The sequence below is a fragment of the Chelatococcus reniformis genome (assembly GCF_014640075.1).
Taxonomy (GTDB): Bacteria; Pseudomonadota; Alphaproteobacteria; order Rhizobiales; family Beijerinckiaceae; genus Camelimonas; species Camelimonas reniformis.
Genome location: NZ_BMGG01000010.1, coordinates 353,762 through 376,113, shown reverse-complemented (window position 1 = coordinate 376,113; position 22,352 = coordinate 353,762). Strand labels below are relative to the sequence as shown.

Genomic DNA, 22,352 nt, shown 5'->3' with positions numbered 1-22,352 from the left:
CCTCCAGTACACGGCGATGGGCGACACCATCAACCTGGCCTCGCGCCTCGAAGGCATCAACAAGACCTACGGCACGGCGATCCTGGTGTCGCAGACGACGGCGGAACAGTGCGGCGAGGCCTTCGCGTTCCGCGAGGTCGACACCGTTCAGCCCAAGGGGCGCTCGGAGGCCGTGACGGTGTACGAGCTGCTGTCCGCCCACGCGGCGGCCGAGCGCGGCCTGGCCCGGCCCCTTGCCTGAGGCTGGGGGGCTCAGGCGGCGATGTTGGCGAGCGCGCTGGCGTGCCGGTTGTGCTCGGCCACCACCCGGCGCAGGTCGACCGTCGTGACGCGCCCCTGGTCCACCACGACGCGGCCGTTGATCACCGTGTAGTGAGCCTTCTGCGGCGCGCAGAACACCACGGCGGCCACCGGGTCGCTGAGCGCGCCGGCGAAGTCCACGGTGTTCAGGTCGATGCTGAAGAAGTCGGCGCATTTGCCCGGCTCCAGCGAGCCGATGTCGTCGCGGCCGAGAACGCGCGCGCCGCCGAGGGTCGCAAGCTCCAGCACCTCGCGCGCCGACATCCATTCGGCCGCGCGCCTGGGGTGGGACTGCGACAGGTTCATGTATGTCTGCGGCCCCTCCGGCGGCAGCAGGCCCATCTTCAGGCGCGCCAGCAGGAAGGCGGTGCGCACCTCGAGCATCATGTTGGAGGCGTCGTTGCTGGCCGAGCCGTCGACGCCGATGCCGACCTTCACGCCCGCTTCCATATAGCGCTTGATCGGAGCGATGCCGGAGGCAAGGCGCATGTTGGACGAGGGACAATGCGCGGCGCCGCAGCCGCACCTGGCCATGTGGCGGATCTCGTCGTCGACGACGTGGATGGCGTGCGCGAACCACACGTCGTCGCCCAGCCAGTCCACCGTCTCCATCCATTCCACCGGGCGCATGGAGAAGGCGCCCAGGGTGTAGCGCTCCTCGTCGAGCGTCTCGCACAGGTGCGTGTGCAGGCCGACCTTGTAGCGCCGGGCCATGGCCGCCGTGTCCTTGAGCAGGCCCGGCGTGACCGAGAACGGCGAACACGGCGCCAGCACGATGCGCAACATCGAGCCGCGGCCGGCATCGTGATAGGTCTCCACGGCCCGCTGGCTGTCCTTGAGGATGAAGGCTTCGTCCTCGACGCAATCGTCCGGCGGCAGGCCGCCGTTGGACTCGCCGCGCGACATGGACCCGCGGCTGCAGTGGAAGCGGGAGCCGAACTCCTTCGCCGCCTCGATCACGCAGTCGACCGTGTTGCCGCTCTTGAACACGTAGGTATGGTCGAACACGGTGGTGCAGCCGCTCAGGGCCAGCTCGGCCAGCCCGACGATGACGCTGGCGCGCGACGCCTCCGGCGTCGTCGCCGCCCAGATGCGGTACTGCGCCTTCAGCCAGGGAAACAGGTTGTTGTTCTGACAGGCGGGCAGGTTGCGCGTCAGCGTCTGGTTGAGATGGTGATGGCAGTTGACGAAGCCGGGGAGCAGGATCTGCCCGCTCATGTCGAGCACCGTATCGGCCGTCTGCGGCAGCTCTGCCGCCGGGCCGACCTGCTTGATGACGCCATCCTCCGCATAGAGGCTGGCGCCGACCAGCTCCCGCCGCTCCCCGTCCATGGTGACGAGCACGTCGGCGTTCTTGGCGAGCAGGCTTTTGGGCATATGCGTTCCCCCCAACGCAGAATGACTTCGCTACGACCGTAGCCCGCCGCGAATGGGGCGGATAGCGGCAACGTCAACGCCCGGCTGCTGAGCTCAGGCTCCCATCGTGCTACGTTCCCTGTCAGGGGACGGATTCGCATCGAGGGTTGGAAACGCCGCCATGACGCCCATCGGAGAGGAGCCGGCGCGCCGGCCGATCGCAAGCCGGTCATCGCCCTGGGCGATCGGCCTGAGCGCGCGCCTGGCCGGCGCCGGCATCACCCCGAACGCCATTTCGCTGCTCTCCATCGTGTTCGCGGCTGCCGGCGGCGCGCTCATCGCCTATGGCGCCCATCCGCTCGCCTGGTGGCCGGCCGCCGCCTGTGTGCAGCTTCGCCTCGTCTGCAACCTCCTCGACGGCATGGTGGCGATCGAAGGCGGCCTGAAGACCGCGACCGGCCCGCTCTACAACGAGTTCCCCGACCGGATCGCCGACACCCTGCTGCTGGTGCCGCTGGGCTATGCCGCAGGCGTCCCGTGGCTCGGCTGGGCGTGTGCGTTGCTGGCGGCGCTGACCGCTTATGTGCGCGTGTTCGGCGGGGCGCTCGGCCTGCCGCAGGACTTCAGCGGCGTCATGGCCAAGCAGCGCCGGATGGCGGCCCTGACCGTCGGCCTTGCCGCCCAGGGCGCCGAAAGCCTGATGGCGTCGACCCGCTGGTCGCTGCTCGTCGCGGCCGTCGTCATCGCGGCCGGCAGCATGGCCACCTGCGTCTCGCGCAGCCTCAAGATCGCCCGCGCGCTGGAGCGCGCATGACCGAGCTCGTCAGCGGCCTGCTGATCTGGCTGGTCCGCCTCCTTCTGGGGGCACGGGCGGACTGGCGGGGATGCGCCCCAAATAGCGAGCGGCGCATCTATTTCGCCAATCACAGCAGCCACTTCGATACCCTCGCCGTGATGGCGGCGCTGCCCCCGCCGGTGCGCCGGCTGACCCGCCCGGCCGCGGCGCAGGACTATTGGGGCGCGAGCCCGGCGCGCCGCTTCATCGCCGAGCGATGCCTGCGTGCCGTGCTGATCGACCGTGCCCCTCCTGCGGGAACCGATCCGCTGGCGCCGCTGCAGCGCGCTCTGGAGGGCGGCTGCTCGATCCTGATCTTCCCGGAGGGGACGCGCGGCGATGGTGAGGCGATCGCACGCTTCCGCAGCGGCATCTTTCAGCTCTCGCAGCGGTTCCCCGACGTCGATCTGGTGCCCGTCTATCTCGACAACCTTCAGCGCATCCTGCCCAAGGGGAGCTTCCTGATCGTGCCGATCACCTGCACCGCCCGCTTCGGCGCGCCGCTGCGGGCCGCCCCCGGCGAGGAGCGAGGCGCGTTCCTGGAGCGCGCCCGCGCCGCCGTCTTGCAGCTGGCCGAGCCCGGGTCTGCCCGATGACCCAACAGCTGATCTACGTCCTCGCCGGCATAGCCGCCCTGCTGGTCATCGCCTCCGCAACCGGCGTCGTGCTCGAACGCCGGGCCAGCGAGCCGCGGGCACGGGAGACCGTGCACAATCTCAACGCGCGCATCCGCGCGTGGTGGGTGATGATCGTGGTGCTCGGCGGCGCCATCGTGCTGGGCGAAACCACCACCATCATCCTGTTCACGCTGCTTTCGTTCATGGCGCTGCGCGAGTTCTGGACGCTGACCCCATCGCGGCGCGGCGATCACGTCGCGTTGTTCCTGTCCTTCTTCGTCGTGCTGCCGTTGCACTACCTGCTGCTGGGCGTGGGCCGGTACGGCCTCTTCTCGATCTTCATCCCCGTCTATGCGTTCCTGATCCTGCCGGCGGTAACGACGCTCGCCGGCGACACCAGCGAATTCCTGGCGCGCAGCGCCAAGGTGCAATGGGGATTGATGCTGACGGTCTACGCAGTCAGCCATGCTCCGGCCCTGCTGCTGCTGGAGACGGGTGGGCCCGCGGCCCTGCTGCTGGTCTACCTGATAGTCGTCGTCCAACTCAGCGACGTGTTCCAGTACGTCTGGGGCAAGCTCCTGGGCCGACGTCTGCTCGCGCCGGGCATCAGTCCGTCAAAGACCGTCGAAGGCCTCGTCGGCGGGGCGCTGTCGGCGATCCTCGTCGGCACTCTCCTGCATGGGCTGACCCCGTTCACCCCGCTGCAGGCCGCCGCTATAAGCGCGGTGATCGTCGTCGCCGGCTTTTTCGGCGGCTTCGTCCTGTCGGCCATCAAGCGTGACCTCAAGGCCAAGGACTGGGGCTACCTCATCGAAGGGCATGGCGGCGTCCTCGATCGCATCGACTCCCTCACCTTCGCCGCTCCGCTGTTCTTCCACATGACCCGCTACTGGTTCGCCGCCTGAGCGGCGGCCCACCGGTTGTCGCCGGCCGCGGGCGGCGTGGGGGCGGGCGCACGCCCCGCCTGGTGGCGGGCACCATGACCGCCCCGCCGGCATTACCAAAAGGCAAAAAATCGAATAGGATTCCAAGAGGTCGGCGCCGGCCCCTCATCGCCATCGCTCCAATCGTCATCCGATACGCATTGTTCGAAGGGAGCTCAAATGAACGGCGTAGCTCAACACAAATTTCGCCTTGGCCAGACTGTCAAGTTTACGTCCGCTGCGATCGCGGCAGCCGAAGGCGATTACGAAATCACCAGGCTTTTGCCGCCAACCGACGGGGAGTTCTCCTACCGGATCAAAAGCAAGCGCGAGGCGCACGAGCGCGTGGCGCGTGAAGGCCAGCTGAGCGCCAGCGGCCTGTGACTCACTGCCTCTCCTGGCCCCGCCAGGCGAGCGGGACACGATCTCGAGCCCGCCATTTCGGAAGAAATGATGAATGCGACTTGTGCTGTCGCCGCCGAAGGCGCATATTCGGGCGTCGATAGACGGTCAGCTGAATCGATCTCCGCCCGAATTTTTTTGTGCTGTTGTTTGTTCATGACCCGAAGGCAATTTCGACAGCTTGCCTCTGTGCGAGCTTTTTTGTTTGTGAAGGACTAAAAAATGGCTACGGGAACCGTTAAGTGGTTCAATTCTCAGAAGGGCTTTGGCTTCATCGCTCCAGATGACGGTGGCAGTGACGCGTTCGTCCACATCAGCGCTGTCGAGCGTGCCGGCCTCGGTGACCTGCGCGAAGGGCAGAAGGTCTCTTACGAGCTCGTCTCCGACCGCAAGAGCGGCAAGATGTCGGCGGACAACCTGAAGAGCGTCGGCTGATCGCCATCGACGCGGCGGGCTCCCTTCCGAGCGAGCTAACCTGAACAAGAGGCGCGGCCGTGCAGCTGATGCGTGCGGCCGCGTGTCGCTGTCGCGCGATGCGTGCGCGCAGCCACGACGACCGAGGACGCAGTTGCAAGGCTTCCTCCGGGAACACGTTTTCGGCCGTCCGACGGCCAGACCCCAGGTTCCGATCATTGCGATCGGGCGGGTTTCGCCTTCGTACCCATCCCTGCCACGGCGGCTATTGGAGGTTTCGATGGCAAAGGGTCAAAAGCGCAGCAATCGCGAGATCAAGAAACCTAAGGCTAAGAAAGAGTCCGTTGCCGCCCCGGCGGCGATGAGCAAGGGCATTTCGCCTCTCGGCGGCAGCGCCAAGAAGTAGGCCAAGGCGCGAGGCGGGCCGGATTGCGGCCGGGACGAGCGGGCCGACCGGCGGCACGAGCGATTGGCGCGAACGACCGCCCGCTAAGAAAGCCCATCAGCTCAGGTGCGACGAATTCTTCGGCAGCGGCCCGCTGTACTTGTCGGTGCGGCTTCGAAGCAGAAGAGCCCACCTCCCTGTGTCTGCAGTCGCGCCCGCGGTCCGGCCGTGCTATGCTTTATCCATGCGAACTTCGACGCCCTACGACTTTGCGGTTCAGATCGAGCCGGCCGATATCGACTTCATGGGGCATGTGAACAACGCCAGCTACCTCAAGTGGGTGCAGGCGGCCGTTCTCAGCCATTGGCAGCGGCTGGCCCCCGCGGACGTCGTGGCCTCACATCTGTGGGTGGCGCTCAAGCATGAGATCACCTACCGCAAGCCGGCCTTCCTCGAAGACGAGGTGATCGCGACCGTCCGGCTGGGCAAGGTGCAGGGCGCCAGCGCCTTCTACGAGACCATCATCAAGCGCGGCGAGGACGTGCTCGCCGAGGTGAAGTCCCGCTGGTGCTGCCTCGACGCCGCGACGCGGCGGCCGGCGCGGCTCGCGAGCGGCATCGTCGACAAGTTCCTGGCCAAACCGGCCTCCTGACGCACAGCCGCGCCTGCACCTCGTTGCGACGTCTCGACGCCTTGAGGTATTATCAGCAACCAAAAGGTTGCTGCTTTGCCCTTGTCGTGACAGAAATGGCAACCTGGAGGTTGCCAAATGTCCGATCGCATCGAGAAGACGATCGTGTTGAACGCCCCGATCGAGCGGGTCTGGCGAGCGCTGACTGACCACACCGAGTTCGGCACGTGGTTCCGCGTCCAACTGGACGGCCCGTTCATGCTTGGCGAGATCAGCACCGGCACCATGACCTACCCCGGCTACGAACACGTGAGCTGGCGGGCGACGGTCACCGACATGGAGGCGCCGCGGCTGTTCGCCTTCACCTGGCCGCACCCAGCCGACATCCACACCCAGGATCAATCCCAAGATCAATCCCACGTCCAGTCCCCGGACCCGATCACGCGCGTCGAGTTCCGGCTCGAGACGGCGGAGACCGGCACCCGCCTGACCATCGTCGAGTCCGGCTTCGATGCCCTGCCGGTCGACCGCCGCGCGGACGCCATGCGCCGCAACGACGAGGGCTGGACGGAACAGGCCGGCAACATCCGCGCCCATGTCCAGGGCTAGCCCGTGACCCCCCAGGGCAACCCGGCGCCGGTGTTCGCGGCCCTGAGTGATCCCACGCGCCTCGCATTGCTCCTGAAGCTCAGCGACGGCCGGGCCCGCTCGATCGCCACGCTGTCGGCGGACACGCACCTGACCCGGCAGGCCGTCACCAAGCACCTGCACGTGCTGGAAAAAGCGGGTCTGGTGGGAAGTGTCCGCGTCGGCCGCGAGAGCCGCTTCGCCTGCCAGCCGGAGCCGATCGCTACGGCGCGATCCTACCTCGACACGGTCTCGCGGCAGTGGGACGACGCCTTGGGCCGCCTGCAGGCATTGGTGGAACGCTGACTGCGATCACGGAGAGGCCTGGAAGCGCGCGCAGCCGCCGGCGGGTCAGAGGCGCTCCCGCCAGCCTTGACGTGATCGCCCATCCAACGCAAGTGTCCCCGCAGGACAAAGCTCGGCGCAGCATGGCTTTGCGAAGCCCGGGGAGAGCGAGATAGCCGGCCCGCGCCATGCTTGGCCTTGGCGAGCAACGATCGGAGCGGTGCGCGGCATGACACGGCGGGGGGCGCGCGGCGCCGCGATCGGCATCCTGGCACTGGCGATCCTCGGGTTTGGCGTGTGGGGTACGCTGGCGGTCTGGTTCCGGAGCCCCCTGGGGCCAGCGCTCCAGGCGCCGGCCGCCGTGGCCTGGGCCCTGCTTAGCTTGGCGGCTCTCGCCGTCCTGCTACTGTCGTCCCGCCGCTGGACCGCGGTAGCTATCTACGCCCTGGCGATCGCCGCGCTGCTCGGCTGGTGGAGCACCATCCACCCCTCCAACCACCGCGACTGGGCCGTCGACGTCTCGCGCCCGGCAACGGGCGAGATCACCGGCAACCGGCTCGTCGTGCGCAACGTGCGCAATTTCGACTGGCGCACCGAGGCGGACATGACGCCGCGCTGGGAGGAGCGGAGCTACGATCTCGACAAGCTGGTCTCGGTCGACCTCTATGCCGACTATTGGGCGGGCGAGGCCATTGCCCACACCATCGTCAGCTTCGGCTTCGCCGACGGCACCTATCTGGCGTGGTCGATCGAGCTCAGGCGCAGGCAGAAGCAGGCCTTCTCGGCGCTGGCCGGCTTCTTCAAGGAATCGGAGCTGATCTATATCGCCGCCGACGAGCGCGACGCGATCCGCCTGCGCACCAACATCCGGCACGAGGACCTGCGCCTCTACCGGCTCAAGGTGCCCGCTGCCACGGCGCGGGGGTTCCTGGAAGCCTACGTCGCCGAGGCCAACGCGTTGGCGGCGAAGCCCGTCTGGTACAACACGCTCACCTCCAACTGCACGACACTGGTGTTCCGCATGGCGAAGCTGGTGGAGCCAGGCATTCCGTTCGACTGGCGCGTGCTCCTGTCCGGCTACTTCCCTGCCTACGCCTACGATCGCGGAGCGCTCGATACCTCACTGCCGTTCGCCGAACTGGCCCGTCGCTCCCGCATCTCCCAGCGAGCCATCGAGGCCGACGACGCCCCGCAGCCGCTGTTCTCCGAGCTGCTGCGCGTCGACATTCCCGGCATCGCCCCCTGCGAGCGCTGCGTCGCCGGCGGCTCCTAGAGCGCTTTTTGAGCGAAGTGGACGCCGGTTCGCGTGAAGAAAACGCCGCAAATCAAACAGATGGAGTATTTCGGTGATTCGAGGAAACGCGGAAATGCTCTAGCGCATTCTGCCGTTGGATGAACCCATCCAATGGCAGAGAAATGCTCTTATTGTTTTGAATCTGGGGCGCTTTTGGTTCAAGGCGCACCGCCCCCCGGCAGCTGTCAGGGCGTCATCAGCACTGGCGAGCCCACCCCCACCCGGTCGTAGAGATCGACGATGTCGGCATTGTGCATGCGCACGCAGCCGTAGGAGGCGAAGGTGCCGATGGAGCTCGGCCGGTTGGTGCCGTGAATGGCGTATTGGCCACCCGCGAGTGTCATGGCGCGCAGGCCCATCGGGTTGCGCGGCGAGCCCCCCTGGATGACGTCCGGCAGGCGCGGATTGTCCCGCCGCATCTCGTCGGGCGGAGACCAAGCGGGCTGAACGTATTTGCCGCTGATCCGGGTATAGCCCTGCCACTGCTTGCCCATCTTGCCGACCGCTACGGGGTAGCGGATGGCGCTGCCCTGGCCAATGACGAGGTAGAGCCTCCGCTCCTTGGTCCTCACAACGATCGTGCCGGGCTCGGCCCGCTCGTCATGGAACGGCACCGTCTCCCTGGCCGCCACCGGTGCGGCGGCCAGCAGAGAGCCGCCGACAACCACTGAACTCACCAAGATCTTCCCCAGCATGTGCCCCCGCCCCTTCGCGAATGGCGCGGCTTGATAACAAAGCGCCGCGCGCTGGCCCAGCCTCCGCTTCGCGCACGTCCCGGCCCGTTGACCACAGCGTCGCCAGCGGCGGCGCGATGACTCCCGTCGCGATTGGAACTATACGACTAGCCGGTTAACCCTCCCTTGTGCGGGCGCGCGCGGCCGGCGCGGGGGAGCTGGCTGAGGATTGGGAGCGCACCATGACGGCCGCACGGAGGGAACGCGCGTGATTCCCACGATCGCCAAGCGCCTGGTGTTCCACATCGGCGGCTTCGATCCGTTCACGCCGCATGAGGGCGCGCGCCGCCGCTTCGTGCGCGAACTCGGCCGGTTCGAGCGCACCTGGTCGGCCTCCGCCTCGGTCGGTCCAGTCAATGCCGGCCCCGATGAGACCAGCTGGCCGGTAGTGACCACAGGCCCCGACTGGCGCGTCGAGACCGACTACCGGATCGTGCGCTGGGACGACGTGATCCAGCGCCTGAGCCATCAGCCCGTCTGGCGACGGGCGGCGCTCGGCGTCGCAGCCTTCGTCGACTTCGTTGCGGGCGGGGCTCTGCTGCGATACCTCCGCACCAGTTGGCAATACGCCGCGTTCTTCCTCTATCCCTTTGTCGTGTCGGCGGTTCTGCTGACGCTCGCGGGCCTCTTCGGCGCCCTCGTCCGGTACCTCAGCCAGTCGTTCTGGGCAGGTGCCGTAACCGGCGTGGCCGTGGGCGCGGCGCTGCTGTTCGCCGCGGGGCGCTGGCTCAGCATCACCACCCTGTTCGACGACTGGATCTTCTCGTACAGCTACATCCATCATGGACATTCCAACCTGGACGCGCGGCTCGAGCGGGTCGCGCATGAGATCGTGGCCGCCGCCCGCGATGCCAAGGCGGACGAGATCCTCGTGATCGGCCACAGCCTCGGCGCCGTGCTCGCGGTGGACATGCTCGACCGCGCACTGAAGATCGATCCGCGGCTCGGCACTGCCGGCACCCGCGTCACGTTTCTCTCCATCGGGTCGTCCGTCCTCAAGATCGGGCTGCACCGGGGGGCAACGCGTTTTCGCGCCGCGGTGGCACGGCTCGCCGCCGCGCCCGGCGTATTCTGGGGCGACTACCAGGCCCGCAGCGACGTGATGAACTTCTGCGTTGCCGATCCTGTAGGCGAGATGGGCCTGGCCAGGACCGCCAGTCCCGTCGTCCGGCTGGTGAAGATCCGCAACATGCTGGAGCGCGCCGTCTATCGGCGCATCCGCACGCGGCTGTTCCGGCTGCACTGCCAGTTCATCAGCGGCAACGACCGCCGGGCTCCATACGACTATTTCATGCTGATGTGCGGCCCTTACTCGGCCGAGCACCAGACCATGGCACCCGACGGCGCCATGTCGATGATCGCCCAGAACGGCGGTCTGCTCGCGCCGCAGCCCGTGCCGGGCCCGGACGCGCCGGTGCACGCGCCGCCGCGGGAGGCGCGCTGCGGATGACACCGGCCATCGCCAAGGCGGTCTTTCTCCTGCTCGCGGCCGGCTGGTACGTCGTCCGCTTCAAGCATGCCCGCAAGTCGCGGCGGACGCCGATCCTCAGCAGCGCCCGCGGGCCGCGCGAAACTGCGCTGCTGCTGATCTCGCTCACCGGCCTCGGCATCATACCGCTGCTCTACGTGGCGACCGGAGGGTTCCCCCGCTTCGCCCGTTACACGTTCAACCCGGCGCAGGCATGGCTCGGGGTCTTGGTCGCGATCGCGGCGCTGGTGATGTTCCACCTGACGCACCGCGCCCTCGGGCGCAACTGGTCGGTCAGCCTCGACGTGCGCGAGAGCCACAAGCTCGTCACCGGCGGCATCTACCGCCGCGTTCGCCACCCCATGTACACGGCGTTCTGGCTTTGGGCGGTGGCGCAGGCTCTGCTGCTGCCCAACTGGTTTGCCGGCCTTTCAGGCATCGTCGGCTTCGGCATCCTGTTCTTCGGGCGCGTCGGCCGCGAGGAGCAGATGATGCTGACAAGCTTTGGTGATGAATACCGCGAGTATATGTCCCGAAGCTACCGCCTCATCCCCTGGGTTTATTGATTCTGCGCGCCGATTGTGTCGCTTGCGGTCCAACGATGGGCTTGATTTCGCCACCAACGCCACAGCAGCGCTGAGGTCGATTAGCCTGAAACGCGGCGCGTTGCGCCTGCTGAAATGGTCCCCACGCGCTATTTTTGCCACATCGCTTGAAAACCCAAGGGCGGTTCGCCTCGACGATCCGACTCTCAATTGCGCGGCAGGGGGCATTCACGTTAGTCGTTAGGCGCTACACTCGCGTGTGGAGATTCCCGAGACTGTCGTCTCCAATCTAGAACTCCTAGGAGATCCGCTTATGCTCAAGTCTCTGATTGTGACAGCCTCGTCGCTGGCCATGATGAGCTTCGCTGTCGCTGCCGACCTGCCGCAGCCCCAGCCGGTTCCCGTCGCGCCGGCCCCGGTAGGCAAGGCCCCGATCGGCAAGTCCCCCGTCGGCAAGGCTCCTGTCGTCGGCAAGGCCCCGTTCGGCAAGGCGCCGGCGCCGGCCCCGGCCCCGATCATCACCAAGGGCTGATACCATCCCCTCCCCGGGGATGCATGACCTGCTCCAGGTCCTCAGCGGGTAGCCGGTTGTCATCGGCTCCCGAAGGGTTGGATTCGATCTGAATCTCGCCATCGTTTGCTTTCTTAGTCCCCGTGTGCGCAACGGATCCGCTTCCGCGCCTGTTCTCACGTCCGGTTCGATACAGCAATCGATTCCGCCTGTGTCCAGCACGGTCCGTCCGCCGCTCGTGGTCGAGATTGGGGTGCTCAAAGTGCGGGGATTTGCGCAAATCGGACGATCTAGCCGCTGTGCGGCGGCGCTGTTTGCCATCGCGGCCTTTTGGGGCCTGTCCATGGGAACGATCAGCGCTCGCGAAATTGCGGCGAGCCCGGACCAGCGGACCGACAGCCAGGCATCGACGCAAGGCCGGCAAGTACTTGCCGCGGTCGGCCAGGGCGACGCCAGAGCCAGCCGCCGGCGCGCCGCCGTGCCAGGCCCCTATTACGTCGATTTCCGCTCGCGCACGGCGGCGTCCTACGGTCACGCCTTCATCTGGTTCGGGAAATCGAGCGAGCGGGAGGTCGAGGTGGCCGGCCTTCATCCCGCCGGAGACGACCCCCTCCCCTATATGCTGGGGCATCTGGTCTGGGTGCCGTCGGAGACCGGCAAGAGCTACGGCGATCTCGACGAGGAGTACCTGACGGCCAGCTATCGCGTCTATATGAGCGAAGCGGATGCCAAGCGGGTGTTCGCCTATATCAAGCAGTTGCAGGGCAGCACGCCGCTGTGGAATGCCGCGACGACCAATTGCACCTGGTTCATCGGCCGGATCGCGAACTACATGGGCTTGAAGACGCCCTCGCATCTGCTGCTCCCGGAGAACTATGTGAACGACCTGCGCACGATGAATGGCGGCAGGCAGGTCATCCAGCTGTCTGCTGACCCGGGCGTGACGGTCGGTCAGTAATCCAGGCTCGTTGGCGGGTCCGCATCCATATCGGGCCGCCGCCGCTGAGTGGCGCATTGACCACCCGGTCGCGCCCGGTCGCATGATCGGTGCGCGCTTCGGCCTGCCCCAGAGCGCGCTCCCGTCGGGTGGACTCGTCGGACAGGAAACGCCCTGATTCAGTAATCTGGCGCGTGTCCGGGCGGTCGGATGACTGCGTCTGATCGGGAGATGTTCGAGCCCCACGCGCTACGGCGCGCGGCCCGTGGCGGCGGCGCCCGTACTCGTCTCACACGCCATCTCGTGCGTTACCGCGAAATTTGCGCTCGCGGGATCGCCGCCCTCGCGTTAGGGCATGGTTCCTGCCTCTGCCGGCAGCCAACCCGATACCCGAGAGGAGCGTTGTGGCCGAATCGTCGAACTTCGAGCTCGTGCAGATCGTCGCCGTCCTCGGGGCAGGCGTCGTCGCTGCTCCCTTGTTCAAGCGCGCAGGCCTTGGCTCGGTGCTGGGCTATCTCGCCGCCGGGCTCGCCATAGGCCCGTTCGGCCTGGAGGTCATCGCGGCGCCGGAGGCGGTGTTGCACTTCGCCGAGCTTGGCGTCGTCATGTTTCTCTTCGTCATCGGGCTGGAGATGCGCCCGGCGAGGCTCTGGAGCCTGCGTAAGGACATATTCGGCCTCGGCGCCGCGCAGGTTGCGGCCTGCGGCGCGCTCCTGACGGGACTTGGCGTGCTCGCCGGGCTCGATCCGGCTGCCGCTTTCATCGCAGCCATGGGCTTCGTGCTCTCCTCCACCGCGGCAATCATCCAGATTCTGGACGAGACGGGCGAAACGGCGACGCCTGCAGGTCAGCGGGCGGTCTCCATTCTTCTCCTGGAGGACCTCGCCATCGTACCGCTCCTGGCAGTCGTTGCGCTGCTGGCGCCGGCCACCGGGGAAAATCTGCGGGCCGACTGGATGAGCCTGGCCATGGCGGTCGGCGCCGTCGCGGTGGTGGTCGCGGCCGGCCGCTGGTTGCTCAACCCGTTGTTCGCGCTCCTCTCCGCCGCGCGGGCGCGCGAGATCATGACGGCGGCGGCGCTCACCGTGGTGCTCGGCACGGCTCTGCTGATGCAGGTGTCCGGCCTGTCCATGGCCATGGGTGCCTTCCTCGCCGGCGTGCTGCTCTCCGGCTCCACCTTCCGTCACCAGCTCGAGGCCGACATCGAGCCGTTCCGCGGCCTGCTGCTAGGCCTGTTCTTCATGGCGGTGGGCATGTCACTGAACCTGGCGGTGGTGCTCCAGCAGTGGCCCGTCGTGGCGCTTGCCGTGGTGGGCTACATGCTGGTCAAGGCCGTCGGCATCGCGGTGGTGGCGCTGCTGTTCGGTGCCGGCCGCCGGGAGGCCATCTACCGGGCGGCCCTGTTTGCCCAGGGCGGCGAGTTCGCCTTCGTCCTCTACGGGGCGGCCGCCGCCGTCGGCCTCTTCGATCCGCTCGTCAACGCGATCATGTCGTCGACGGTCATCATCTCCATGGTGCTGACGCCGCTCGCCGTGGTGGCGGCGCGCCGCCTGCTGCCGGCGGAGAAGCCCGATCTCGACGGGCTGGAACGACCGGACGGGCTCCACGGCTCGGTCCTGCTCGTGGGGTTCGGACGGTTCGGGCAGGTGGTCAGCCAGGCCTTCCTGGCACGAGGCCTCGACGTAACCATCATCGACAACGACCCCGACATGATCCGCAGCGCCGCCAAGTTCGGCTTCAAGATCTACTATGGGGACGGCACCAACCTCGACGTTCTGCACGCCTCCGGCGCGGCCCACGCGAGGGTGCTGGCCGTTTGTATCGACAATCGGGAGGCCGCCAACAAGATCGTCGCGCTGGCGAAGGAGGCCTTCCCCAATGCAGGCCTGCTCGTGCGGGCCTACGACCGCGGCCACGCGCTCGAGCTGATGAACCAGAAGGTCGACTTCCAGATGCGCGAGACCCTGGAATCGGCGCTCGCCTTCGGTCGTGACGCCCTCGAGTTCCTGGGCCTGCCTTCCCTCGAGGCGGCCGAAACGATCGCCGATATCCGCCGGCTGGACGCGGAGCGCTTCAGCCTGGACCAGACGAGCGGACTCTATGCCGGCGCCGCTCTGCTCCATTCCAATGCGCCGAAGCCGGAGCCCTTCGTACGCCCGCGCCAGACCGCGCGGGCCCTGAACCCGGAGGCGGGCGCCCTCGCCGAGGAGGAGGCCGCGGGTTAGACCGCGTTCGCCGATCCGGCGCCGCGCCCCGGCTGCCTCAGGCGATCTTCGCCGTCTTGGCCGTGAAGGCGGCGATGCGCTCCTCCATGTCCGGCCCGCGGCCGCGCGTGCGCACGATCTCGTGGTCGAGCCCGGCGGCCAGCGGCAGCCCATCCGTCGCCAGCAGCAGCGCCTTGTTGGCGCGGTGGCTGTACCAGGAATTGGCCAGGATCGCTTTGGTGAGAGACGCGAGCTCGGCGTCGAACTCCGCATCGGGCACGCAGATGTTGGCGAGCCCCATGGCTTCCGCCTGCCGGCCCGTATAGGTGCGTGCCGTGAACATCATCTCGCGGGCCTTGGGCAGGCCGACCCGGCGCGGCAGGCGCTGGCTCATGCCCCACACCGGCGTCAGCGCCCAGCGGGCATGGGTATCGGCGAACTTGGCCGCCTCCGATGCGACGATGAGGTCGCCGGCCAGCGCCAGCTCCAGCGCGCCGGTATAGCAGTGACCGTGCACGGCGGAGATCACCGGCTGCGGCAGGTTGGCCAGACGCTCGATGACGTCGGCCTGGAAGTTGGGCCGCGGCGGCTTTTCGCCGGCCGCGATGTCGGTGAGGTCGTGACCCGCCGAGAAGCACTTGCCGGCACCGCGCACGATCACCAGCCCGACCCGGTCGGTCTCGGCGGCGATCCGGTCGACGTGGCCGCTCAGCTCCGCGAAGAGCTCGACATTGAGCGCATTGAGCTTGTCCGGACGGTTGAGCGTCAACGTGGCGCAGCCGTCCCTGTCCTCGCGCAGAACGAGCGATCCCATGGCGCTTCTCCCTGATGTGTTCTTTGGGGCCGGACCAGGCAAAAAGGCTCGTCCGGTCCGATCGAGGTGCCGGCCCGCGCGCACGGGGCGCGCGGGCGGCTGCAAGCCGTTATTCCGCCGCCTGCCGAAGCTGCGAGGTCATACGCGCCAGACGCGCGTTGATGATCTCCTCCGCATCGCGGACGATGCGGTGGATCAGCTCCTCGCAGCTCGGGATATCGTGGATCAGGCCCTGGATCATGCCGGCCGACCAGATGCCGTGGTTCTGGTCGCCGCCCTCGTAGACGACGCGGCCGCGGGCGCCTGCCACCAGGTGCTTGACGTCCTCGAACTTGGCACCGCCGCGCTCGAGCTTCACCACCTCCTGGCTGACGTCGTTGCGGGCGACGCGCGAGGTGTTGCGCATGGTGCGGAAGATCAGATCGGTGGCCCGCTCGTCGTTGGCGACGAGCTGTTCCTTGACCTTCTGATGGATCGGCGCCTCCTTGGTGGCCATGAAGCGCGTGCCCATGTTGATGCCCTCGGCGCCCAGCGCCAGGGCCGCCGCCAGGCCCCGGCCGTCGCCGAAGCCGCCCGAGGCGATCATCGGGATGGTGATCTTGTCGGCCGCCGCCGGGATCAGGATCAGGCCCGGAATGTCGTCCTCACCGGGGTGCCCGGCGCACTCGAAACCATCGATGGAGATCGCGTCGGCGCCCATGCGCTGGGCCGACACGGCGTGGCGAACGGCCGTGCACTTGTGGATGACCTTGATGCCGTGCTGCTGGAAGTCGGCGATGTGCTCCTCGGGCTTGTAGCCGGCCGTTTCGACCGCCTTGACGCCCGACTCGATGATGGCGCGCCGGTACTCCGCATAGGGCGGCGGGTTGATCGCCGGCAGGATCGTGAGGTTCACGCCGAACGGCTTGTCGGTCATCTCGCGCGTGCGCTTGACCTCGTTGAACAGCGCCTCCGGCGTCGGCTGCGTCAGCGCCGTGATGAACCCCAGGCCCCCGGCATTGGCGACGGCAGCGACCAGCTCGGCGCGGCCGACCCACTGCATGCCGCCCTGAGCGATGGGGTGCTCGACCCCGAACATCTCGGTGAAGCGCGTCTTGATCATCTTGGTCGGTCCTCTTCCTGATCGATGCGACGTCTGCTGCGTGCTTGAAGGTGATGACGAATTCAGCGGCCGCCCGTTGGGATGGCGTTGAACGCCACGTCCTTGTCCACGCGGATATCGGGCGGCAGCCCGAGCACGCGCTCGGCGATGATGTTGCGCAGGATCTCGTCGGAGCCGCCTTCGATGCGGGTCGCGGGCGAGCGCAGCAGCATGGTCTGGAACTTGGCGAGCGCCGGAGCATCGTCCGGATCGGTCAGCAGGCCGGCATGGCCCTCCAGGTCGAGGGCAAACTTGGCGATATCCTGCATCATCGAACCGGCGACCAACTTGCCGATCGAATTCTCCGGCCCGGGCGTCTCGCCCTTCGACAGGGCCGAGAGCGCTCGAAACGCGGTGAAGCGCAGGCCAGAGGCCTTGACCGCCCAATCGGCGAGTTTGGCCCGGACGGCCGGGTCGTCGACGGCCGGGCCATCCGGGGTCTCGAGTTGGCAGGCGAGCTCGAACAGATCGGGGAAACCGGTCGGCATGCCCGAGCCGATCGACAGGCGCTCATTCATCAAGGTGGTGAGCGACACCTGCCAGCCCTGGCCCACGGCGCCGAGGCGCTGGGCATCGGGGATGCGCACGTTCTCGAAGAACACCTCGTTGAAGGTGCGCTGATCGTTCATCTGCCGGATCGGCCGCACCTCCACACCGGGGGACCGCATGTTCAGGAAGAACATGGTGAGCCCCTTGTGCTTGGCGACACTCGGGTCGGTGCGGGTCAGCAGCAGGCCCCAATCGGAATGCTGGGCGCCGCTGGTCCAGATCTTCTGGCCGTTGACCACCCAATCGTCGCCGTCCTTCTCTGCCCGGGTGCGCAGGCCGGCAAGGTCGGAGCCGGCCGCGGGCTCCGAGAACAGCTGGCACCAGATCTCCTCGCCGGAAGCGAGCGGAGGCAGCCGCTCGCGCTTCTGGTCCTCGCTGGCGAAGGCCATCACGGTCGGCCCGCACATGCCATGGCCGATGGTGAAAGGCGCCGAGAGTTTGGCGTAAAGGCCTTCCTCCTGACCCCAGATCACCCGCTCGATCGGGCTGGCGCCGCGGCCGCCGTAGTCCTTGGGCCAGTGCAGGCAGGCCCAGCCGGCGGCGGCCTTCTTCTTCTGCCACGCCTTGGCAGCCTGCATCGGATCGACGCTGCCAAGATAGAGGCCGCCGAAGCCCGAGGTCTTCAGCTCGGGCTCGAGCGCCTTGGGGGCATTGGCCGCGATCCAGCTCTTGGCTTCGGCCCGGAAGGCGGCTTCCTGCGGCGTGTCATCGAAGTTCATTGGAGCATGCTCCCGCTATGCTGTCAGGACGAGGCCGGAGGCGGTGATCGCGCGCACCGCCGCCTCCGCCGGGCTGGACGGGCTCTATCGGTTCGGCACCTGGTTGAACGGCACCTTCTTGTCCACCCGGATGTCGCCGGGCAGGCCGAGCACGCGCTCGGCGATGATGTTGCGCAGGATCTCGTCGGTGCCGCCGGCGATGCGCATGCCGGGCGAGCGCACCAGGAGGTTCTGGAACAGCGCGGCAGCCGGCGCCTCGTCCGGGTCGGCGAGGATGCCCGCCTCCCCTTCCAGCTCCATCGCGAACTTGGCGATGTCCTGCGTCATCACGCCGGCCACCAGCTTGCCGATGGAATTCTCCGGTCCCGGCCGCTCGCCCTTCGACAGGCTGGAGATGGCGCGGAATGCCGTATAGCGCAGCCCTGACGCCTTGACCGCCCAGGTGGCGAGCTTGGCCCGCACCGCCGGATCGTCGATGGCCGGGCCGTCCGGCAGCTCGAAGCGCGAGCAGAACTCGAAGATCTCAGGGAAGCCGGTGTTCAGACGCGTGCCGATGGACATGCGCTCGTTCATCAGCGTGGTCAGCGACACCTGCCAGCCGTCGTTGACGGCGCCCAGACGATGGCTGTCCGGGATGCGCACGTTCTCGAAGAAGACCTCGTTGAACTCGCGCCCGCCGCTCATCTGATGGATGGGACGGACCTCGACGCCCGGCGCATGCATGTCGACGATGAACATCGTGAGCCCGGCGTGCTTGGGCACGTTGGGATCGGTGCGCGTCAGCAGGATGCCGTAGTCGGAGAATTGGGCGCCGCTGGTCCAGATCTTCTGGCCGTTGATGATCCAGTCGTCCCCGTCCTTCTCGGCCCGGGTGCGCAGCGCCGCCACGTCCGATCCGCCCGCGGGCTCGGAGAACAGCTGGCACCACACCTTCTCGCCAGAGGCGAGCGGCGGCAGGTAGTGGCGTTTGATGTCCTCGTCGGCGTAGGCCATGACGGTCGGGCCGCACATCCCCTGGCCGATGGCGAAGGGGGCGGAGAGCTGATTGTAGATGCCCTCCTCCTGCTGCCAGATCACCCGCTCGATCGGCGTCGCGCCGCGACCGCCGTAGTCCTTGGGCCAGTGCGGGACGGCCCAGCCGCCGTCGGCCTTCTTCTTCTGCCAGGCCTTGGATTCCGTGAGCACGTCGCGGCCCGGCAGGCGCAGGCCCCCCATGCCGGAGCGCTTCAAGTCGGCGTCGAGCTCGTGCGGCGCGTTGGCGCCGATCCACTCGCGCGCGACGGCACGGAACTTGGCCTCTTCGGGGGTATCGTCAAAGTTCATGGGTCGATCCTCCCTAGAGCATGATGCCAAAAAGGCGGTACCGGTTTTCTGGACAAGATCATGCTCAAAACAAAGACTGGGGCGGAATGACTCAAAGAAAGATCATCCCGCTCCCGTGCGATCAGGCCGCGTCCTTGGCCGAGTTGCCGGCGCGCATGCGCTCGATCAGCTTGTTCTCCCACTGGGAGAGGCTGCCGAGGTTGAGTGCCAGCAGGTTCGAGCGCTTGTAATAGAGGTGGCAATCGAACTGCCAGGTGAAGCCCATGCCGCCATGCACCTGGATGTTGTTGGTCGAGCAGTGCTGGAAGGCCTGGGTAGCGCTGACGCGGGCCGTCGCCGCCGCCTCCGGCAGTTCGGCTGAGCCGGTCGAGAGCGCGTAGGCGCCCCAGTAGCAGTTCGAACGGGCGAGCGTCGCCGACACGTACATGTCGGCGAGGATGTGCTTGATCGCCTGGAAGGAGCCGATCTGCCGGCCGAAGGCGATACGCTCGAGTGCGTAGTCGCGGGCCATCTCCAGCGCCCGGTCGGAGCCGCCCACCTGCTCGAAGGCGGTGAGCACGGCGGCCCGGTCGAGCACGTTGGTCAGGATCGACCAGCCCTCGCCCGCTGCACCGAGGGGCTCCGCGGCCGCGCCGTCGAAGGCGATGCGCGCATGCTTGCGGCTGGGGTCGATGGTCTTGACCGGCGTGCGGGTCACGCCCGCGCCGGAAAGGTCGACCAGGAACAGCGACACCGAGCGCACGCCGGAGCCGCCGGTGTTGGCCGCGACCACGGCGAAGTCGGCGATCTCGCCGTCCGGCACCGGCACCTTGGTGCCGCTGAGCTTGCCCTGCGAGGCGCCGGAGGCGATGCGGTCAGGCGTCACCTCGCCCACGCCCTCGGCGAAGGCGAACGTGCCGATCCATTCGCCCGATGCGAGCTTGGGGAGATACTTCGCCTTCTGCTCCTCGCTGCCCGCCGCCATCAGGAACTCGGCGGCCAAATAGATCGAGGACGAGAACGGCGTCGGCGCCAACGAGCGGCCGAGCTCCTCGGCGATGACGCAGAGCTCCAGGTGCCCGAGCCCGGCGCCGCCGAACTCCTCGGGGATCGCCGCGCCGGTGAAACCCATCTCGGCCAGGCCCTTCCACAGCTCCTTGTCGTAGCCTTCGTCGCCCTCCAGCACGCGGCGGACCACGGCGACCGGGCTCTGCTTCTCCAGGAAACGACGCGCTGAGTCGCGCAGCTGCTTCTGCTCGTCCGAGAAGTCGAAGTTCATTGCTTCCTCCCGCCTATGTCGGCCGTCCGATGCTGCTGACCCGGGAAACGGGCCATACCCTAGCGACGCTTGCAGCACCTAACGATCGTTTGGTCAACAGAATAGAATCGCCCGGCCGCTGGCTCAAGAGCCCTGCGCCGAAGAGGGGCCAGACAGCCGCGCCAGCCCGGCTGCCCTGGCGCATTTCCCGATCGGATGGAATCCTCTGATCCGATAGAAATGCTCCAACTCATTGAATCAGAATCGTTTCTCGCCGATCCCCGCGGGTGCGCTCAGTTCACCTGTCGGTCGCGGCCGGCCCAGAAGGGCTCGCGCAAGGTGCGGCGCAGGATCTTGCCGGACGCGTTGCGCGGCAGGGCGTCGATGAACTCCACCGACTTCGGCGCCTTGAAGGCAGCGATCTTGGAGCGGGCCCAGCGGATGATGTCGTCCTCGCTCGGGCTGGCGCCCGGCTTGGGCGCGACGATGGCCTTCACCTCCTCGCCCCACTTCTGCGAAGGCACGCCGATGACGGCCACCTCCGCCACGTCCGGGTGGCCGTAGATGGCGTTCTCGACCTCGGCCGGATAGACGTTCTCGCCGCCGGAGATGATCATGTCCTTCATGCGGTCGTGGACGTAGAGGTAGCCGTCCTCGTCCATGTAACCGGCGTCGCCCGACTTGAACCAGTTGTCACCGGGCATGGCCGAGGCGGTCGCCTCCGGCAGCTTCCAGTAACCCTTCATGTTGGACGGCGATTTGATGGCGATCTCGCCGATCTCGCCCACCGGCACGGGCTTGCCGCTGGCATCGAGGATGGCGATCTCGACGCCGGGCAGCGCCTTGCCGGCCGACCGCATCTTGGGCGACTCGTCCGCGGAATGGTCCTCGGGCGGCAGCGCCACCACCGTGCCGGTGGTCTCGGTGAGCCCGTACATCTGCACGAAACCGCACTTGAAGACCTCCATGCACTCGACGAGCAGCGCGTGCGGGATCGGGCTCGCGCCGTAGGAGATCGAGCGCAGGCGGCTGTAGTCGACCTCGCGGGCGCGGGGCTGACGCACCACGAACTGCAGCGCCGCCGGCACCATGAAGAACTTGTTGACGCCCTCGTTCTCGATCAGGTCGAGCACCTGCATGGGGTCGAACTCGCGGGTGATGATGGCCTTGACGCCGTAGTAGAGCACCCAGATGCCGAAGCCGGTGCCGCCGATGTGACCGTTGGGCATGGCGATGAGCCCGACGTCGTCGTCGTGCCAGTGCAGCCACTCGGCCTCGGACTGGTCCTGCAGGCGCCGCATGGTCAGGAAATTGCCGTGGGTCAGCATGGCGCCCTTGGGGCGGCCGGTGGTGCCGGAGGTATAGAGCTGCAAGATGACGTCGTCGGTTCCGACCTCCCGCTTGGGGTCTGTGGCGGGCTGGGCATTGCGCCAGGCCTCGAAGGCCTGCCATTCCGGCGCATTGCCCTCCATCGCCACCACCGCCGTGAGCCCCGGGAGATCGGGCACGATCTGGCGGGCGAGGTCGATGAACTCGGGGCCGACGAACAGCAGCTTTGCCTCGGCATCACCGACGATGTAGCCGACCTCGGGCGGCGCCAGGCGCCAGACGATGGGCACGATGGTGACCCCCGCCTTGAAGCAGCCGAAGACCAGTTCGAAGAAGAAATCGGTGTTCTTGCCGACATGCGCCACGCGGTCGCCCGGCTTCAGGCCTGCCGCGATCAACGCGTTGGCGACCTGGCTGGTGCGACGGTCGAACTCGGCATGCTGCGTGAGCCGACCCTCGAAGGACAGCGCGATCTGGTCGCCCTTGGTCGCCGCATGGAGCCGCGGCACGTCGGCCAAGGTGCTCAGGCGCGAGTCGTCTTGCATGGCGTATTCCTCGCAGGATGGCGACCGGTCGGGGCACGCGCCTGCCGGTCATCTGGCTTGTTGGAGATTGAAACGGCCTGCCGCATTCGATGGCCGATGCGCGCGATCGAAGCAAGCGGTGGCCGAGCGAGCATGGCGCTCGCCTGCGACCGTCCAGGGCCTGCATCCGCCCGCGCGCACCGGCGCCACCCGACGATGCGGCGCGCGATCCGGCGCAGCCTAACTAT

24 protein-coding genes are annotated in these 22,352 nt (G+C 67.5%); 16 read left to right on the top strand and 8 right to left on the bottom strand.

The window, feature by feature from the left end:
* A partial coding sequence (locus IEW34_RS26255; RefSeq protein ID WP_188612176.1) for an adenylate/guanylate cyclase domain-containing protein occupies positions 1–241 on the top strand: 241 nt, incomplete at its 5' end.
* 11 nt (positions 242–252) lie between these two features.
* Here the strand turns inward: IEW34_RS26255 and IEW34_RS26250 are convergent.
* Positions 253–1,677 (bottom strand): 8-oxoguanine deaminase, encoded by a 1,425-nt coding sequence (locus tag IEW34_RS26250; RefSeq protein WP_188612175.1) that lies wholly within the window; start codon positions 1,675–1,677, stop codon positions 253–255.
* Positions 1,678–1,837: 160 nt separating this feature from the next.
* On the opposite strand from IEW34_RS26250, the gene IEW34_RS26245 reads away from it, so the two are divergent.
* The 10 genes from IEW34_RS26245 to IEW34_RS26205 all read left to right on the top strand — a co-directional run bounded on the left by IEW34_RS26245 (position 1,838) and on the right by IEW34_RS26205 (position 8,048).
* A complete protein-coding gene (locus IEW34_RS26245) occupies positions 1,838–2,470 on the top strand; it encodes a CDP-alcohol phosphatidyltransferase family protein (protein ID WP_188612174.1) in 633 nt (210 codons plus the stop codon).
* Positions 2,467–3,087, top strand: coding sequence for a lysophospholipid acyltransferase family protein (locus IEW34_RS26240; RefSeq protein ID WP_188612173.1), 621 nt, complete (start codon positions 2,467–2,469; stop codon positions 3,085–3,087). The genes IEW34_RS26245 and IEW34_RS26240 overlap by 4 nt, the downstream gene beginning before the upstream one ends.
* Positions 3,084–4,013, top strand: a complete 930-nt coding sequence (locus tag IEW34_RS26235) for a phosphatidate cytidylyltransferase (protein WP_188612172.1) — start codon at positions 3,084–3,086, stop codon at positions 4,011–4,013. Before IEW34_RS26240 ends, IEW34_RS26235 begins: the two co-directional genes overlap by 4 nt.
* A gap of 198 nt (positions 4,014–4,211) precedes the next feature.
* Entirely contained in the window at positions 4,212–4,415 is a 204-nt protein-coding gene (locus IEW34_RS26230) for a hypothetical protein (RefSeq protein WP_188612171.1), read from the top strand.
* Positions 4,416–4,655: 240 nt separating this feature from the next.
* Positions 4,656–4,868 carry a cold-shock protein gene (locus tag IEW34_RS26225; protein ID WP_188612170.1) on the top strand — a complete coding sequence of 71 codons (213 nt, stop codon included), beginning with the start codon at positions 4,656–4,658 and terminating at the stop codon, positions 4,866–4,868.
* 259 nt (positions 4,869–5,127) lie between these two features.
* Positions 5,128–5,253, top strand: coding sequence for a hypothetical protein (locus IEW34_RS30970; RefSeq protein WP_280516334.1), 126 nt, complete (start codon positions 5,128–5,130; stop codon positions 5,251–5,253).
* Between the two features lie 223 nt (positions 5,254–5,476).
* On the top strand, positions 5,477–5,884 hold the full coding sequence (locus tag IEW34_RS26220) for an acyl-CoA thioesterase (RefSeq protein WP_188612169.1): 408 nt from the start codon (positions 5,477–5,479) through the stop codon (positions 5,882–5,884).
* A gap of 117 nt (positions 5,885–6,001) precedes the next feature.
* Positions 6,002–6,472, top strand: coding sequence for an SRPBCC family protein (locus IEW34_RS26215; RefSeq protein ID WP_188612168.1), 471 nt, complete (start codon positions 6,002–6,004; stop codon positions 6,470–6,472).
* A 3-nt stretch (positions 6,473–6,475) separates the two neighbouring features.
* A complete protein-coding gene (locus IEW34_RS26210) occupies positions 6,476–6,796 on the top strand; it encodes an ArsR/SmtB family transcription factor (protein WP_244642227.1) in 321 nt (106 codons plus the stop codon).
* Between the two features lie 208 nt (positions 6,797–7,004).
* A complete protein-coding gene (locus IEW34_RS26205) occupies positions 7,005–8,048 on the top strand; it encodes an Lnb N-terminal periplasmic domain-containing protein (protein WP_244642226.1) in 1,044 nt (347 codons plus the stop codon).
* 206 nt (positions 8,049–8,254) lie between these two features.
* Here the strand turns inward: IEW34_RS26205 and IEW34_RS26200 are convergent, their stop codons facing one another.
* Positions 8,255–8,746 (bottom strand): L,D-transpeptidase, encoded by a 492-nt coding sequence (locus IEW34_RS26200; protein ID WP_373288324.1) that lies wholly within the window; start codon positions 8,744–8,746, stop codon positions 8,255–8,257.
* 265 nt (positions 8,747–9,011) lie between these two features.
* Between IEW34_RS26200 and IEW34_RS26195 the strand changes: the two genes are divergently transcribed.
* The 5 genes from IEW34_RS26195 (at position 9,012) to IEW34_RS26175 (ending at position 14,489) form a co-directional block, all read left to right on the top strand.
* Complete coding sequence (locus tag IEW34_RS26195) at positions 9,012–10,253, top strand: hypothetical protein (RefSeq protein WP_188612166.1); 1,242 nt, start codon at positions 9,012–9,014, stop codon at positions 10,251–10,253.
* Positions 10,250–10,837: a protein-S-isoprenylcysteine O-methyltransferase gene (locus IEW34_RS26190; protein ID WP_188612165.1), complete on the top strand. Its 588-nt coding sequence runs from the start codon at positions 10,250–10,252 to the stop codon at positions 10,835–10,837. The genes IEW34_RS26195 and IEW34_RS26190 overlap by 4 nt, the downstream gene beginning before the upstream one ends.
* A 292-nt stretch (positions 10,838–11,129) precedes the next feature.
* Entirely contained in the window at positions 11,130–11,348 is a 219-nt protein-coding gene (locus IEW34_RS26185) for a hypothetical protein (RefSeq protein ID WP_188612164.1), read from the top strand.
* Positions 11,349–11,538: 190 nt separating this feature from the next.
* Positions 11,539–12,285 (top strand): hypothetical protein, encoded by a 747-nt coding sequence (locus IEW34_RS30795; RefSeq protein WP_244642225.1) that lies wholly within the window; start codon positions 11,539–11,541, stop codon positions 12,283–12,285.
* A gap of 383 nt (positions 12,286–12,668) precedes the next feature.
* Positions 12,669–14,489, top strand: a complete 1,821-nt coding sequence (locus tag IEW34_RS26175) for a monovalent cation:proton antiporter-2 (CPA2) family protein (protein WP_188612163.1) — start codon at positions 12,669–12,671, stop codon at positions 14,487–14,489.
* Between the two features lie 37 nt (positions 14,490–14,526).
* On the opposite strand, the gene IEW34_RS26170 is transcribed toward IEW34_RS26175, so the two are convergent.
* From IEW34_RS26170 to IEW34_RS26145, 6 genes are all read right to left on the bottom strand, one after another.
* Positions 14,527–15,282 (bottom strand): enoyl-CoA hydratase/isomerase family protein, encoded by a 756-nt coding sequence (locus IEW34_RS26170; protein WP_188612162.1) that lies wholly within the window; start codon positions 15,280–15,282, stop codon positions 14,527–14,529.
* A 109-nt stretch (positions 15,283–15,391) separates the two neighbouring features.
* Entirely contained in the window at positions 15,392–16,384 is a 993-nt protein-coding gene (locus IEW34_RS26165) for an NAD(P)H-dependent flavin oxidoreductase (protein ID WP_188612161.1), read from the bottom strand.
* Between the two features lie 62 nt (positions 16,385–16,446).
* Entirely contained in the window at positions 16,447–17,691 is a 1,245-nt protein-coding gene (locus IEW34_RS26160) for an acyl-CoA dehydrogenase (protein ID WP_188612160.1), read from the bottom strand.
* An 84-nt stretch (positions 17,692–17,775) separates the two neighbouring features.
* Complete coding sequence (locus IEW34_RS26155) at positions 17,776–19,014, bottom strand: acyl-CoA dehydrogenase (protein ID WP_188612159.1); 1,239 nt, start codon at positions 19,012–19,014, stop codon at positions 17,776–17,778.
* A 121-nt stretch (positions 19,015–19,135) separates the two neighbouring features.
* Complete coding sequence (locus IEW34_RS26150; RefSeq protein ID WP_188612158.1) at positions 19,136–20,272, bottom strand: acyl-CoA dehydrogenase family protein; 1,137 nt, start codon at positions 20,270–20,272, stop codon at positions 19,136–19,138.
* 272 nt (positions 20,273–20,544) lie between these two features.
* Complete coding sequence (locus IEW34_RS26145; protein WP_188612157.1) at positions 20,545–22,125, bottom strand: fatty acid--CoA ligase; 1,581 nt, start codon at positions 22,123–22,125, stop codon at positions 20,545–20,547.
* Positions 22,126–22,352 lie beyond the last annotated feature (227 nt).